11 protein-coding genes are annotated in these 15,750 nt (G+C 67.0%); all 11 read left to right on the forward strand.

Annotated elements, in window-relative coordinates; translation table 11 throughout:
• The 11 genes from tssH (at position 1) to KVG96_RS25170 (ending at position 15,747) form a co-directional block, all read left to right on the forward strand.
• A complete protein-coding gene (tssH, locus tag KVG96_RS25120; protein WP_217894447.1) occupies positions 1-2,658 on the forward strand; it encodes a type VI secretion system ATPase TssH in 2,658 nt (885 codons plus the stop codon).
• A gap of 10 nt (positions 2,659-2,668) precedes the next feature.
• Entirely contained in the window at positions 2,669-4,189 is a 1,521-nt protein-coding gene (locus KVG96_RS25125; protein WP_217894448.1) for a sigma-54 interaction domain-containing protein, read from the forward strand.
• Between the two features lie 138 nt (positions 4,190-4,327).
• Positions 4,328-4,468, forward strand: a complete 141-nt coding sequence (locus KVG96_RS25130; protein WP_085579031.1) for a type VI secretion protein — start codon at positions 4,328-4,330, stop codon at positions 4,466-4,468.
• Between the two features lie 18 nt (positions 4,469-4,486).
• Positions 4,487-5,683 carry a type VI secretion system-associated FHA domain protein TagH gene (gene tagH, locus KVG96_RS25135; protein ID WP_217894449.1) on the forward strand — a complete coding sequence of 399 codons (1,197 nt, stop codon included), beginning with the start codon at positions 4,487-4,489 and terminating at the stop codon, positions 5,681-5,683.
• A gap of 5 nt (positions 5,684-5,688) precedes the next feature.
• Positions 5,689-6,189 carry a type VI secretion system lipoprotein TssJ gene (tssJ, locus tag KVG96_RS25140; protein ID WP_085630241.1) on the forward strand — a complete coding sequence of 167 codons (501 nt, stop codon included), beginning with the start codon at positions 5,689-5,691 and terminating at the stop codon, positions 6,187-6,189.
• Positions 6,190-6,191: 2 nt separating this feature from the next.
• Complete coding sequence (gene tssK / locus KVG96_RS25145) at positions 6,192-7,523, forward strand: type VI secretion system baseplate subunit TssK (protein ID WP_217894450.1); 1,332 nt, start codon at positions 6,192-6,194, stop codon at positions 7,521-7,523.
• Positions 7,524-7,528: 5 nt separating this feature from the next.
• The gene (gene icmH / locus KVG96_RS25150) at positions 7,529-8,404 is read left to right on the forward strand and encodes a type IVB secretion system protein IcmH/DotU (RefSeq protein WP_085579022.1); all 876 of its coding nucleotides are present in this window, start codon (positions 7,529-7,531) and stop codon (positions 8,402-8,404) included.
• Positions 8,405-8,417: 13 nt separating this feature from the next.
• On the forward strand, positions 8,418-11,957 hold the full coding sequence (tssM, locus tag KVG96_RS25155) for a type VI secretion system membrane subunit TssM (RefSeq protein ID WP_085579020.1): 3,540 nt from the start codon (positions 8,418-8,420) through the stop codon (positions 11,955-11,957).
• Positions 11,957-12,685, forward strand: a complete 729-nt coding sequence (locus tag KVG96_RS25160) for a PP2C family protein-serine/threonine phosphatase (RefSeq protein WP_085579018.1) — start codon at positions 11,957-11,959, stop codon at positions 12,683-12,685. The genes tssM and KVG96_RS25160 overlap by 1 nt, the downstream gene beginning before the upstream one ends.
• Positions 12,682-13,689: a serine/threonine-protein kinase gene (locus tag KVG96_RS25165; RefSeq protein WP_217894451.1), complete on the forward strand. Its 1,008-nt coding sequence runs from the start codon at positions 12,682-12,684 to the stop codon at positions 13,687-13,689. The genes KVG96_RS25160 and KVG96_RS25165 overlap by 4 nt, the downstream gene beginning before the upstream one ends.
• Positions 13,690-13,710: 21 nt before the next feature.
• Positions 13,711-15,747: a type VI secretion system Vgr family protein gene (locus KVG96_RS25170; protein WP_217894452.1), complete on the forward strand. Its 2,037-nt coding sequence runs from the start codon at positions 13,711-13,713 to the stop codon at positions 15,745-15,747.
• Positions 15,748-15,750 lie beyond the last annotated feature (3 nt).

Raw genomic sequence — 15,750 nt, forward strand, 5'->3', positions numbered from 1 at the left:
ATGATCAACGTAGACCTGCAACAACTCATCCAGGCGCTGGACGCCGAAACCCGCCGTGACCTGGAGCGTTCGGCCGAGCGTTGCGTCGCCCGCGGCGGCAGCAAGATCCTGGTCGAAGACCTGCTGCTGGGCCTGCTGGAGCGCCCGAACGGCCTGCTCGGCCGCGCCCTGCAAGACGCCGACGTGGACGCCGGCGAGCTGAGCGCCGCGTTGCAGACCCGTGTGGAGCACAGCGCTTCGCGCAACCCGGTGTTCGCCCCGGAGCTGGTGCAGTGGCTGCAGGACGCGTTGCTGGTGGCCAACCTCGAGCTGGGCCAGACCCAGGTCGAGCAGGCCGCGCTGATCCTCGCGCTGCTGCGCAACCCGATGCGCTACGCCGGCAGCCGCTACCAGCCGCTGCTCGCCAAGCTCAACATCGACCGCCTGAAGGAATTCGCCCTGTCGCAGCAGGAGCAACCGGCGGCCGGCGGCAAACCCGCTGCCCAGGGCGAATCGCTGCTGCAGCGCTTCACCCACAACCTGACCCAGCAGGCCCGCGACGGCAAGCTCGACCCGGTGCTGTGCCGCGACGGTGCGATCCGCCAGATGGTCGACATCCTCGCCCGGCGCCGCAAGAACAACCCGATCGTGGTGGGCGAGGCCGGCGTCGGCAAGACCGCCATCGTCGAAGGCCTGGCCTCGCGCATCGCCGCCGGCGAAGTGCCGCAGGTGCTCAAGGGCGTCGAGCTGCTGGCCCTGGACATGGGCCTGCTGCAGGCCGGCGCCAGCGTGAAGGGTGAGTTCGAGCGCCGCCTCAAGGGCGTGATCGACGAGGTCAAAGCCTCGCCGAAGCCGATCATCCTGTTCATCGACGAAGCCCACACCCTGATCGGCGCCGGCGGCAACGCGGGCGGTTCCGATGCGGCCAACCTGCTCAAGCCGGCGCTGGCCCGCGGCGAACTGCGCACCATCGCCGCCACCACCTGGGCCGAGTACAAGAAATACTTCGAGAAAGATCCGGCGCTGGCCCGCCGCTTCCAGCCGGTGCAACTGCACGAGCCGACCGTCAACGAAGCCGTGACCATCCTGCGTGGCCTGGCTCAGGTCTACGAGAAGAGCCACGGCATCTACCTGCGCGATGACGCCGTGGTGTCGGCGGCGGAACTGTCCGCCCGTTACCTGGCCGGCCGCCAACTGCCGGACAAGGCCGTCGATGTGCTCGACACCGCCTGCGCCCGCGTGCGCATCAGCCTGGCCGCCGCCCCGGAAAGCCTGGAGCGCCTGCGCGGCGAGCTGGCCGAGGGCGGCCGTCAGCGCCAGGCCCTGCGCCGCGACGCCGAGGCCGGCCTGCCGGTCGACCACGAAGCCCTGGAGGCGCTGGAAGCGCGTCTGGACGAGGCCGAAGATGAAATGGCCGCGCTGGAAACCCTGTGGACCGAACAGAAGCAACTGGCCGAGCGCCTGCTGGAACTGCGCCAGCAACTGGCCAAGGCCCGCGAAGCGGCGGCGGTCGAGCCGCTGGTGAGCATCGAGGAAGACGCCGAAGGCACCGTGATCGAAACCCTCGTGGCCGAGACTGATGAGGCCCAAAGCGTCGAGGCGCTGGAGGCCGAGCTGCATGAGACCCACAGTGCCCTGACCGCCGCCCAGGCCAAGGAACGTCTGGTCAGCTTCGAAGTCTGCCCGCGCCTGGTGGCCGAAGTGATCAGCGCCTGGACCGGCGTGCCGCTGGCGCAGCTGGCCCGCGAACACAACGCCAAGGTCGCGAGCTTCGCCACCGACCTGCGCACCCGCATCCGCGGCCAGGAACAGGCCGTGCACGCCCTCGACCGTTCGATGCGCGCCACCGCCGCCGGCCTGAACAAGCCGGACGCGCCGGTGGGGGTGTTCCTGCTGGTGGGCCCGAGCGGCGTCGGCAAGACCGAAACCGCGCTGGCGCTGGCCGACCTGCTGTACGGCGGCGACCGTTTCATCACCACCATCAACATGTCCGAGTTCCAGGAGAAGCACACCGTTTCCCGCCTGATCGGCGCGCCGCCGGGCTACGTCGGCTACGGCGAGGGCGGCATGCTCACCGAAGCCGTGCGCCAGAAGCCGTACTCGGTGGTGCTGCTCGACGAAGTCGAGAAGGCGGATCCGGACGTGCTCAACCTGTTCTACCAGATCTTCGACAAGGGCGTGGCCAACGACGGCGAAGGGCGTGAGATCGACTTTCGCAACACGCTGATCCTGATGACCTCGAACCTGGGCAGCGACCGCATCAGCGACCTGTGCGAGAACGGCCAGCGGCCGACCGCCGAAGTGCTGGAAGAGACCATCCGCCCAGTGCTGAGCAAGCACTTCAAGCCGGCGCTGCTGGCGCGCATGAAAGTGGTGCCGTACTACCCGGTGGGCGGCCCGGTGCTGCGCGAGCTGATCGAGATCAAGCTGGGCCGTCTGGGCGAGCGCCTGAACCGCCGGCAGCTGGACTTCACCTGGTGCCAGAACCTCGTCGATCACCTGTCCGAGCGCTGCACCCAGAGCGAAAGCGGCGCGCGCCTGATCGACCATCTGCTCGACCAGCACGTGCTGCCGCTGGTGGCCGACCGCCTGCTCGACGCCATGGCCACCGGCGAAAGCCTGCAGCGTGTGCACGCCACCCTCGACGGCGATGCCGGCGTGACCTGCGAGTTCGCCTGAGGTGGGTGTGATGTTCACTCAAGTGCCGCAGCCGCTGGTCTATGCCGAAGCCTTGCTGGCGCAGTTCGCCAGCCTGTCGCGGGCGGCGGACGGCGCTGCGCTGCTGGGTGAGTTCGTGCGCGGCCTGGCGGAACTGAGCGGCTGCGAACTGACGCAGCTGTACCTGCTCGACGCCACGCACACGTGCCTGGGGATGAACGCCGAATGCCTCGACGGCGTGCTGCAGCCGCGCGAGGCGGCGAGCCTGCCGGCGGACTACAACGGCGAACAGCTGCTGCAGTTCGCCCTGTGCCAGAACCGCGTGGTGTGCCTGAGCGAACTGAGCGGCAGCCTGCACGAGACCAGCTTCCTGCCGGCGACCTCCGCGCCATGGCAGTCGCTGCTGTGCGTGCCGCTGGTCAACCCGCAGAAGGCGGTCGAAGGGCTGCTGCTGTGCGCCAGCCGTCGCCATGCCGACCTGCAAGGCTTCGCCGACTCCCTCGGCCAGCTCGGCTCGTTCGTGCTCGGCCAACTGCACCTGCTGCAACGCCTGCGGCAACCGGCGTGCGCCGCCGAACCGGCCCTGCGCAGCGTGCCGAGCATCAGCGGCTACGGCCTGATCGGCAAGAGCGCGGCGATGCGCCAGACCTACTCGCTGATCGGCAAGGTGCTGCACAGCCCCTACACCGTGCTGCTGCGCGGCGAGACCGGCACCGGCAAGGAAGTGGTGGCACGGGCGATCCACGACTGCGGCCCGCGCCGCTCCCAGGCGTTCATCGTGCAGAACTGCGCGGCGTTCCCGGAAAACCTGCTGGAAAGCGAGCTGTTCGGCTACCGCAAGGGCGCGTTCACCGGCGCCGACCGCGACCGCGCCGGGCTGTTCGACGCGGCCAACGGCGGCACCCTGTTGCTGGACGAGATCGGCGACATGCCGCTGTCGCTGCAGGCCAAGCTGCTGCGCGTGCTGCAGGAAAGCGAGATCCGGCCGCTGGGCTCCAACGACACCCACAAGATCGACGTGCGCATCATCGCCGCGACCCACCGCGACCTGTCGGTGCTGGTCAGCGAGGGCAAGTTCCGCGAAGACCTGTACTACCGCCTCGCGCAGTTCCCGATCGAGCTGCCGGCGCTGCGTCACCGCGAAGGCGACATCCTCGACCTGGCCCGGCACTTCGCCGACAAGGCCTGCGCGTTCCTGCAGCGCGACCCCGTGCGCTGGTCCGAGGCGGCGCTGGAGCACCTGTCCGGCTACAGCTTCCCCGGCAACGTGCGCGAGCTCAAAGGGCTGGTCGAGCGGGCGGTGCTGCTGTGCGAGGGCGGTGAACTGCTGGCCGAGCATTTTTCCCTGCGCCTGGAACCGCCGCCGGAAGACAACAGCGGCCTGAACCTGCGCGAACGGCTGGAGCGGGTCGAGCGCACGCTGCTGCTCGACTGCCTGCGCAAGAACGACGGCAACCAGACCCTGGCCGCCCGCGAACTGGGCCTGCCCCGGCGCACGCTGCTGTACCGGCTCGGCCGCCTGAACATCAATTTGGGGGACTTCGATGGCTGACCCGCAATGGCTTGCATCCTCGCCGAGGATGGCGCGAAGGCCCCGATGCAGAGCCTTCGCCAGTACCCCGAACACCTCTTTCAGCGCCGCCCGCAAGGGTCGGCGCTTTGTGCTTTGTCTACACCTGGAGACCCTCTGATGCCTGTACGTCACTGGCAAGCCGTCCTGCTGACCCTCGTCGTTCTATGCGGCCTCGGCGGCTGCAGCGGCAACTACAAATACAACGACAAGGACTATCGCCCGTTGGGTGATCCGCAGGCGGCCAATCGCGGCAAGTGACCGCAAGGAGCATCAAACATGGAACTGGTTTTCGAAATGCTGAACACCAAGCAGTTCGTGCCCACCGAACTGTGCCAGAAGACCTTCAAACAGGCCGGCGGCGTGATCGGACGGGGCGAGGACTGCGACTGGATCATCCCGGACCGCAAGCGGCACCTGTCCAACCACCACGCGATCGTCAGCTACCGCGAGGGCACGTTTTTCCTCACCGACACCAGCAGCAACGGCGTGCAGGACGGTGAGAGCGGCGCACGCCTGCACAAGGGCGAGCCGGTGCGCATCGAACACGGCAGCACCTACGTGCTGGGCGATTTCGAGATCCGCGCGCGGCTGGTGCGCGACCCGGCGACCTTCGACGGCGAAGCCGGGCGCCCCCGTGCCGCCGGCAGCATCATCCCGGACGACGCCTTCCTCGACCTCGACCCGCTCAACGCGCTGGAACAGCAGGAGCGCGTGTACTCGGAGATCGACGAGCTGCTGGCGCCCAACACCAAGCCTGAGGACTCCCGTCAGCGCGCCGACTACGCCCGCATCGACATGGAAAGCCTGATGGTGCCGGAGCTGATCAGCGAGCCGGCCAAGCCTGAGCCGGCCCCGGCGCCGAAAGCCGTCGAGCGCCAGAGCGAAGGGTTCTGGGAGCACTTCGGCACGGCGCTGGGCGTGGACCTCAAAGGCCTCAGCCACGACGAGCGCGAAGCGCTGGCGCTGAACGCGGCGCGCCTGCTCAAGCAGAGCATCGGCGGCCTCCAGCAGAGCCTGCGCACCCGTTCGGAGCTGAAGAACGAACTGCGCCTGGCCCAGACCACCGCCCAGGGCACCAACAAGAACCCGCTGAAATTCGCGGTGGATGCCGGCGAAGCGCTGGGCATGCTGCTGCAGCCGCAAAAGCCGGGGCACCTGCCGGCGACGCAGGCGGTGTCCCGTGCGTTCCGCGACTTGCAGGCGCATCAGGTGGCTCTGCTGACCGCCAGCCGTGCGGCGGTGCGCGGCACCCTGGAGCACTTCTCGCCGGAGCAGCTGACCCTGCGTTTCGAGCGCGACAACAAGCCGTTGATCGCCACCTCCGGCGGACGCTGGAGAGCCTTCGGCCGCTACCACCAGGCGCTGCGCCAGGACGACGACTGGAGCGAGCGCCTGCTGGCCCGCGACTTCGCCCAGGCCTACGAAGAACAGATCCGCCTGATCTCCACCCTACACACCGATCTTCAAGGATGATGCGCATGCCTCGCCGCTCGACCGCTTTTCTCAAGACACTGACGGCCTTCGCCGCGCTGGTGCTGCTGGCCGGCTGCTCGTCGCTGACGCCGTATTCGACGATGACCAAGGTCAACCTCAAGCTGACCGGCAGCGATCAGCTGAACCTGGACCTCAACGGCCGGCCTTCGCCGATCGTGGTGCGCCTGTTCGAGCTCAAGCACCCGGTGACCTTCGAGAACGCCGACTTCTTCAGCCTCTACGAACGCGCCAAGGAATCCCTCAACCCGGACCTGGTGGCCAGCGAAGAACTGGAGCTGCGCCCGGGCGAAACCGTCGAGCTCAAGCTCAGCGTGGAGGAGGGCAGCCGCTACGTCGGCATCCTCGCCGCCTACCGCGACCTGTCGGACGCCCAATGGCGCCACACGGTGCAGATCACCCCGGTGGAAATCAACGACGTCGACCTGACCCTCGATCAGGCCGGCATCCGCAATACCCATGCCGTGCTGGCCAAGGCGGGTGACTGACCATGAATACCCATAAAGTCATCTGGCAGGAAGGCATGCTGCTGCGTCCGCAGCACTTCCAGCACAACGACCGCTACTACGACCACCAGATGAAGACCCGCACCCAGTTGCTGGGCGGCTACACCTGGGGGTTCCTGAACCTTGAGATCGACCTGCAGTTCCTCAACATGGGCAAGCTTGTGATCAGCGAAGCCTCGGGGATCCTGCCGGACGGCAGCCTGTTCGAGCTCGGCGGCAACACCGAGCCGCTGGCCCTGGACGTGCCGCCGAACACCGGCAACACGCCGATCTACCTGGCGCTGCCGCTGGTCACCGGCAACCACATCGAGGCCCGCCGTCCGGAGCAGTCCGACGTGCTGGCGCGCTACACCGCCTACGAGACCGAAGTGGCCGACTCCAACGCCGGCGACGACTCGTCGAGCCAGGTCAAGTGCGGCCGCCCGGACTTCAAGCTGCTGCTCGGCGAGCAGCAGAGCGACCAGGCCTACGTGAAACTGAAAGTCTGCGACGTGCTCGACACCACGCCGGACGGCGTGATCAGCCTCGACCCGGATTTCGTGCCGACCTACATCCAGGCCCACGCCTCCAGCTACCTGCTGTCGTGCCTGAAAGAAGTCATCAGCATGCTCAACCACCGGGGCGACACCATCGCCGAGCGGATCCGCTCCAACGGCAAGGTCGGCGGCGCGGAAGTCGGCGACTTCATGATGCTGCAACTGATCAACCGCACCGAACTGCTGCTGCGCCACTACCTGGGCCTGGAGCAAGTGCACCCGGAAGAGCTGTACCGCACGCTGCTGACCATGCTTGGCGACCTGGCGACCTTCTCCAGCGAAAACAAGCGTCCGCGCCTGGACAGCCGCTACTCCCACGCCGACCAGGGCGCGAGCTTCCGCAAGCTGATGGAATCGATCCGCCAGGTGTTGTCGATGGTGCTGGAACAGCACGCCATCGAGCTGATCCTGCAGGCGCGCCAGTACGGGATCATCGTGTCGCCTTTGCACGACCACAAACTGCTCGGCTCGGCCTCGTTCGTGCTGGCGGCCAGCGCCAACTGCGACTCCGAAGAACTGCGCCACCGCTTGCCGGCGCACCTCAAGGTCGGCCCGGTGGAGCGCATCCGCCAACTGGTCAACCTGCACCTGCCGGGGATCAAGGTCAAACCGTTGCCGGTGGCCCCGCGGCAGATCGCGTTCCACTCGAACAAAACCTATTTCATCCTCGAACTCAGTTCCGAAGACCTGGCGCAGCTCGAGCGCTCCGGCGGCTTCGCGTTCCACGTGTCCGGCGAATTCGCCGAGCTTGAACTGAAATTCTGGGCCATCAGGAACTGACCGACATGATCAAGGACATGGAACACAACCAGGACGACAAGACCGTCCTGCTCGACCGTCAGGGCCATGGCCCGGCGTCGGGTCCGCTGACCGACTTCGCTGCGCCGCCGCGCTTCGAGCAACTGGAAGAACGGATGATCTACGCCGCGCGCCTGCGCCCGGCGGAAGCCTTCAACATCAGCCTCAATTCGCTGGTGGCGGCGTCCTCCGAACTGCTGTCGGAAGTGGTGCGGCTCAAGCACAGCGAAACCCGCGAGGACCTGTACGCGCTCAACGAGCGCCTGACCGCCGGGCTCAAGCTGTTCGAGGTGCGCGCCCTGCACAACGGCGCCGAGAGCAGCCAGGTGATGGCCGCCCGTTACGTGCTCTGCACCGTGGTCGACGAAGCCGTCGTGACCACGCCGTGGGGCAACGAAAGCGAGTGGTCGCAGATGAGCCTGCTCAGCAGCTTCCACAACGAGACCTTCGGCGGCGAGAAGTTCTTCCAGCTGCTCGACCGGCTGTCAAAGAACCCGGTCAAGCACCTGCCGATGCTGGAGCTGATGTACCTGTGCCTGTCCCTCGGCTTCGAAGGCAAGTACCGGGTGCAGGCCCGCGGCATGCTGGAGCTCGAAGGCATCCGCGACGCCCTCTACCGGCAGATCCGCCAACTGCGCGGCGACGTGCCGCGGGAGCTGTCGCCGCAGTGGGAAGGCCTGAACGACCAGCGCCGCAACCTGGTGCGCATCGTGCCGGCGTGGATGGTGGTGCTGTTCACCTTCGTCTGCCTGGTGATGATGTTCTCGGGGTTCGCCTGGGTGCTGGGCGAGCAGCGCGACACCGTTCTGCAACCTTATCAGCCGTTTGATCCGGCCGCGGCGGCGCCGCAGTCGCAGCCGTAAACAGGGACGTGTGATGAAAAAGTTTTTCAAGAAAGTCGGCGCCTTCCTGCGCCAGACCTGGGTCTGGACCCTGCTGCTGGTGCTGTTCGTGGCGCTGCTGGTGTGGTTCGTCGGGCCGTTGCTGGCGGTGGCCGACTACAAGTTCTGGGAAGGCTCGACCTCCCGCCTGCTGACCATCAGCGTGCTGTTCCTGATCTGGGGCCTGACCATGGTCTTCGTCAGCTGGCGCGCCGGGATCCGCAAGAAGGCCGTGGAAGAGACCGAAGACGGCCAGGACCGCATCCGCCGCGAAGAGCTGATCGACGAAGAGCAGAAGGAACTGAAGGCGCGCTTCCGTGATGCGCTCAAGACCCTCAAGACCTCGAGCCTGTACCGTGGCCGCAGCGAGCGCTGGCGCAACGACTTGCCGTGGTATCTGCTGATCGGCCCCCAGGGCAGCGGCAAGACCAGCCTGCTGGACTTCTCCGGGCTGGAATTCCCGATCAACAAGATCGACCGCAAGCTGACCCGCGACACCCTCGGCACCCGTCACTGCGACTGGTACTTCGCCGACCACGGCGTGCTGATCGACACCGCCGGGCGCTACATGAGCCAGCCGGACGCGGAAGTCGACGGCAGCGCCTGGACGACCCTGCTGGAGCTGCTGCGCAAGCGCCGCCGCGGCCGTCCGCTGAACGGCGTGCTGGTGACCATCCCGGTGGAGACCCTCACCGGCGGCAGCGAGCAGGACATCGAGACCCTGGCCCGCCAGGTGCGCGGCCGTCTGCAGGACGTGTACCAGAAGCTGCACGTGGATGTGCCGGTGTATCTGGTGCTGAGCAAGGCCGACAAGCTGCTGGGCTTCGACGAGTTCTTCGACCAGCTGACCCGCGAGGAAAGCGACCAGGTGCTCGGCACCAGTTTCCGCAAGGATCAGGTCGGCACCGACGTGACCGTGCTGCGCGGTGAATTCGAAGAGCTGCTGCGTCGCCTCAACAGCCAGGTGATCATGCGCATGCACTCCGAGCGCGACACCCAGCGCCGCGGCCGCATCCTCGACTTCCCGCACCAGCTCGGCCAGATCGGCGAGCGCATGTGCCTGTTCGTCGACATGGCGTTCACCGGCAACCGCTACCAGCGGGCCAGCCAACTGCGCGGCTTCTACCTGATCAGCGCGCCGCACCTGACCCAGGAAATGGACTCCGCCACCGCCGGCATCGGCGCCAGCCTGGGCATGAGCGCCGGCGTGCTGCCGACCCTGCGCAGCGGCCGTTCGCGGTTCATCCATCACCTGCTCAGCCGGGTGATTTTCCCCGAGGCCGACCTGGCGGGCCTGGACAAGCGCGAGCGCAGCCGCATCCACTGGGGCCAGCGTGCCCTGTACGTGGGCGCACTGGGGGCGCTGGCGCTGTTCGGCATGCTCTGGGCCGGCGGTTTCTCGGCCAACTACGAGCGCCTGGAAAACCTCCGTGCGCTGGCGCAGAACTGGACGCAGCAGCGCACCGCGCTGAGCCCGCGCGACGACGCGATGGGCGTGCTCAAGACCCTCGACACCAGCTACGCCGCCACCCAGGTGTTCCCGAAGAAGGGCGACGTGTCGTACCACGAGCGCTTCGGCCTGTATCAGGGCACCGACGTCAACCCGGTGGTCAAGGAAGCCTACGAGCGCGAGCTTGAGAAGCAACTGCTGCCACGGGTCGCGACCCAGCTCGAAGGGCAGATCCGCGCCAACATGAAGGACCGCGAAAAGCTGATCAACAGCCTGCGCGCATACCTGATGCTGAACATGAAGGACCGCCGCGACGCCGCGTGGCTCAAGGACTGGGTCGCCAACGACTGGTCGATGCGCTACTCCGGCAACACCGCGGTGCAGAACGGTCTGACCACGCACCTGGAACGCCTGCTGCAGCAGCCGTTCATTTACCCGCTCAACGAGCAACTGGTGACCCAGGCCCGTCAGGTGCTGCGCAGCGAATCCCTGGCCGCCGTGGTGTACCGCATGCTCCGCGAGCAGGCGCGCAATCTGCCGGACTACCGCTTCAGCCAGCACCTGGGCCCGCAGGGCTCGCTGTTCATCGGCACCGAGTACGTGATCCCGGGGTTCTACACCCTGCAGGGCTATCAGCAGTACTTCTCGGTGCAGGGCTCGGCGCTGGTCACCGACATCCTGCGTGACAACTGGGTGCTGGGCGAAGGCGCGGGCATCAGCGACATGGACCTGCGTCGCCTGATGGTCGAGCTGGAGCAACTGTACTTTCGCGACTACGCCAACTACTGGAGCGAGGCCGTCGGCCAGGTGGCCCTGCCGCCGATCAACGACGCCGGCGAAGGTGCCGAGCAGCTGGCGGGCCTGACCTCGGCCAATTCGCCGGTGCTGGCGCTGCTGTCGGAAGTGCGCGAGAACACCCGCTTCCCGGTGGTCGCCGAGCCGGTGGACGAAGCCGGCGACGCCGCCGACGCGCTGGCCGGGCAGAAGGGCAAGCTGGGCAAGGTCGGCAAGATCGCCTCCGCCGTGGCCGACAAGGCTTCCGCCATGAACGTGGCGAAGAACCTGCCGGACACCGCCAAGAAGTCCCTGCAACGCCGCTTCGAGCCGCTGCACCGTCTGCTGGACGACAACAACGGCCCGGCCGCCGACCTGACCCCGGCCCTCAACGCGTTGAACGACCTGCAACTGCAACTGGCCAGCCTGGCCCGTTCCAGCTCGCCGGAACAAGCTTCGTTCGAAATGGCCAAGACCCGCATGAGCGGCCAGCGCGATGCGCTGACCAACCTGCGCAACGCCTCCGGCCGCCTGCCGCGTCCGCTCAGCGTGTGGTTCAACGTGCTGGCCGAGGACTCCTGGCGCCTGGTGCTCAACGACGCCTACCAGTACCTCAACGGCCGCTACCAGAACGAGCTGTACAGCGTGTACGGCAAGACCATCAGCAAGCGCTACCCGTTCAGCGCCACCAGCACCAGCGACGTGGCGATCAGCGACTTCCGCGACTTCTTCAAGGCCCAGGGCATCGTCGACCGCTTCTTCGACACCTACATGCGTCCGTTCGTCAGCGGCGATCCGGGCAACTACCGGATGCGCAGCGTCGACGGCCACAGCCTGCCGGTGTCCAAGGTCTACCTCGACCAGATGGCCGCGGCGCTGGTGATCCGTCAGAGCTTCTTCTCGATCAACCCGGCCGAACCGCAGGTGCAGTTCAAGCTGGAGCCGTACACCCTGGATCCGGCGGTCAGCCGCTCCGAGTTCAAGTTCGGCGACAAGGTCATGGAATACCGCCACGGCCCGATTCTGCCGATGTCCTTCAAGTGGCCGACCGACGCTGAAGACGGCCGCACCAGCCTGGTGATGGACAAGATGGCGGGCCGCCCGATCGGCATCGAGAAGAACACCGGCCCCTGGTCGCTGTTCCGCCTGTTCGACCTGATGCAGACCGAGTACCTGACCGGCCGCGACGTGCTGGTGCTGAAAGCGGACGTGGGCGGCCTGCGTGCCAACTACCTGCTGACCAGCCAGCGCACGCCGAACCCGTTCGACCTCAGCGTGCTGCGCACCTTCCGCATGCCGGTGCAGCTCTGATGCTGGTGGCCAGCCCTTGGCGCAGCGCGGCCCGCACCGACGCGGGCAAGGTGCGCTCGCGCAACGAGGACGCCTTCCTCGACTGTCCGCAGCAGGGGCTGTGGGCAGTCGCCGACGGCATGGGCGGTCACCAGGGCGGCGATGTCGCCAGCCAGCTGATCGTCGCCAGCCTCGCGGAACTGCCTCAGCAGGACGACTTCGACGAACGCCTCAAGGCTATCCGCCAGTGCCTGCATTGGCTCAACCGGCGTTTGGGGCAGGAGTTGACCGTCACCGCCGGGCGCCACGACAGCATCATGGGCAGCACCGTCGTGGCGCTGTTGGTGGAAGGCAACCGCGCGGCGTGCATCTGGGCCGGCGACAGCCGTTGCTACCTGTGGCGCGGGCAGCGTCTGTATCAGCTGTCGAAGGATCATTCGCTGCAGCAGCAACTGATCGACGAACAGCAGATGAGCGCCGAACAGGCCGCCGCGCATCCGGCGGCCCAGGCGCTGACCCGGGCGGTCGGCGCCGCCGAACAGCTGACCCTGGATGTGCTGGAGCTTGAGGTGTATCCGGGCGACGTGTTCCTGCTGTGCAGCGACGGCCTCTACCAGGGCCTGAGCAGCGACGCGATGGGCAACGCCCTGAGCCTGAGCGCGCCGCACGTGGCGCTGGAGCGCCTGTTCGACGGCGCCCTGCGCGGCGCCGCGCGGGACAACCTGACCGCCGTGGTGGTGCGCCAATGAACGGGCTCGAATCCTCGGTCGACGACCTGCTGATGAGCGAAGAGCAGGCCAACAACCTGACCTATTTCGCCTTCGCCAAGTCCCACAAGGCAGAGCCTGCGCTGGCGCCGACCAAGGCCAGCATCGGCGAGCTGCCCCAGATCCTCGCGGGCCGCTACCACCTCGAGCGCCTGCTCGGGGCCGGCGGCATGGGTGCCGTCTACCGGGCGCGGGACCTTTTGCACGAACAGTTCGGCGATCCCGACCCTTACATCGCGCTGAAGATCCTCGGCGAAGAATTCGCCGAATCGCCGGACGCCAGCGCCTTGCTCTACAGCGAGTTCGCCCTGACCCGGCGCCTGCGCCACGACAACGTGGTGCGCGTGCACACGTTCGAAGTGGACACCGACTGCCAGCGGGCCTTCATCACCATGGAACTCATGCGTGGCCTGACCCTGGACAAATTGCTCTGCGAGCGGCCCCTGGGCCTGCCGTGGAAAGAACTGCGCGACATCGCGCTGCCGCTGCTCGACACGCTGGCCTGCGCCCACCGCCGCGGCGTGCTGCACGGCGACATGAAACCGAGCAACGTGATGCTCAGCGAAGACGGCCTGCGCCTGTTCGACTTCGGCTTAGGTCAAGCCGAAGAGGGCGTGCTGCCCGGCCTGCCGCACCTGAGCCGCGAACGCTTCAATGCCTGGACACCGGGCTACGCCGCCCCCGAACTGCTGGAGGGCCGGCCGCTGTCGGCCAGCGCGGACGTGTACGGCGCCGCCTGCGTGATCTACGAGCTGGCGGGCGGCAAACACCCGTTCCGCCGCCTGCCGTCGACCCAGGCCCGGGACGAAGGCCTGGACCGCGGCCTGGAGGCCCCGGACAACCTACCGAAACACTGCTGGCCCGCGCTGCGCACCGCGCTGGCCTTCGACGCGGCGCAGCGCACCGTCACTGCCCGCCAACTGCATGAAGCACTGAGCGTCGATCCGTCGTGGCTGCAGCGTCTGGCGCTGCGGCGCCACGGATGACACTCGAACAGGGAGCCCTTTATGTTCAACCCCGCTAACGAAACCCACTTCAGCCTCACCGTCGAAGACTACGTGGGCGACCTGCAAGTGCTGTCGTTCACCGGCACCGAAGGCATCAGCCAGCCGTTCCGCTTCGACCTGGAACTGGTCAGCGAAAACCCCGACCTGGACCTGGAGCAGCTCCTGCACAAGCAGGCCTTCCTCGCCTTCGACCCGCAAGGCTCGGGCATCCACGGCCAGATCTACCGCGTCGCCCAGGGCGACGCCGGCAAGCGCCTGACCCGCTACAAGGTGTCGCTGGTGCCGCAGATGCAGTACCTGCATCACCGCACCAACCAGCGCATCTACCAGCAGATGTCGGTGCCGAAGATCATTGCGCTGATCCTCGACGAGCACGGCATCATGGCCAACGCCTACAGCTTCCAGCTCAGCGAGAAGTGCCCGGACCGCGACTACTGCGTGCAGTACGACGAGACCGACCTGCACTTCATCCAGCGCCTGTGCGAGGAGGAGGGCATCCACTACCACTTCCAGCACAGCAAGAAGGGCCACTTGCTGGTGTTCGGCGACGACCAGACCGTGTTCCCCGACCTCGGCCAGCCGACCGCGTACGTGCAGGGCAGCGGCATGGTCGCCGAAGAGCCGGTGATCAAGGGCTTCAAGCTGCGCCTGGAAACCCGCACCGGCCGCGTCACCCGCCGCGACTACGACTTCGAGAAGCCGCGCCTGCAACTGGAGGCCGCGTACAAACCGGATGGCGAGAGCACCGAGCCGGACCTGGAAGACTACGACTACCCGGGCCGCTTCCTCGACCGCGCCCGCGGCAAGTTCCTCAGCCAGCGCGCCCTCGAACGCCACCGCGCCGACTACCGCCAGGCCGAGGGCCGCGGCGACCAGACCAAACTGGTCAGCGGCCACTTCATGGCCCTGTCCGACCACCCGCGCAGCGAGTGGAACGACCTGTGGCTGCTCACCGAAATCGTCCACGAAGGCAAGCAGCCGCAAGTGCTCGAAGAGTCGGTGACCAGCGACACCACCGACAACAAGGACGACTTCCACCAGGGCTACCGCAACCGCTTCCTCGCCACCCCGTGGGACGTCTTCTACCGCCCGGCCCTGGAACACACCAAGCCCCGCGTGCTCGGCAGCCAGACCGCCACCGTCACCGGCCCCAAGGGCGAAGAGATCCACTGCGACCAGTACGGCCGCGTCAAAGTCCAGTTTCACTGGGACCGCGAAGGCCTGGCCGACGACAAGACCAGCTGCTGGCTGCGCGTCTCCAGCGCCTGGGCCGGCGACCGCTACGGCGCCATCAGCATCCCGCGCATCGGCATGGAAGTCCTCGTCACCTTCCTTGAAGGCGACCCCGACCAGCCCCTCGTCACCGGCTGCCTGTACCACAAGGAAAACCCGGTGCCCTACGCCCTGCCGGCGAACAAGACCCGCAGCGTCTTCAAGTCCCTCAGCTCCCCGGGCGGCGGCGGGTACAACGAACTGCGCATCGAAGACAAGAAAGGCGCCGAACAGATCTACATCCACGCCCAGCGCGACTGGGACGAAAACATCGAACACGACCAGAAGATCCGTGTCGGCAATGAACGTCACGACACTGTGGTGAAGAACACCTACACCGAACTGAAGGCCGAAGAGCACCGCACGACCATCGCGGACCGCAAGATCGAAGCGCGAATGGACGACCACCTGACCGTCGGCCAGAACCAGCACGTGAAACTGGGCACCGCGCAACTGACCAGCGCAGGCAAAGAGATCCACCTCAAGGCCGGCGACAAGATCGTCATCGAAGCCGGCACCGAACTGACCATCCAGGGCGGCGGCAGCTTCATCAAGCTCGACGGCGGCGGCGTGACCGTGGTGGGGCCGGTGGTGAAGATCAACGCCGGCGGGTCGGCTGGCTCGGGCACTGGGATCGGGATCAAGCCCCCGGTGCTGCCGGGGGCGGCGGATAAGGATAAGGCGGGGAGTTTGATGGATCAGGCGATTGCGAATGCGCCGCCTGAGAAGGTTAAGCCGAAGGCTTTTTTTGTGTTTTCTGAGTGATCG

Origin of the sequence: Pseudomonas ekonensis, from assembly GCF_019145435.1 — a bacterium.
In the GTDB taxonomy this organism is placed as follows: Bacteria; Pseudomonadota; Gammaproteobacteria; order Pseudomonadales; family Pseudomonadaceae; genus Aquipseudomonas; species Aquipseudomonas ekonensis.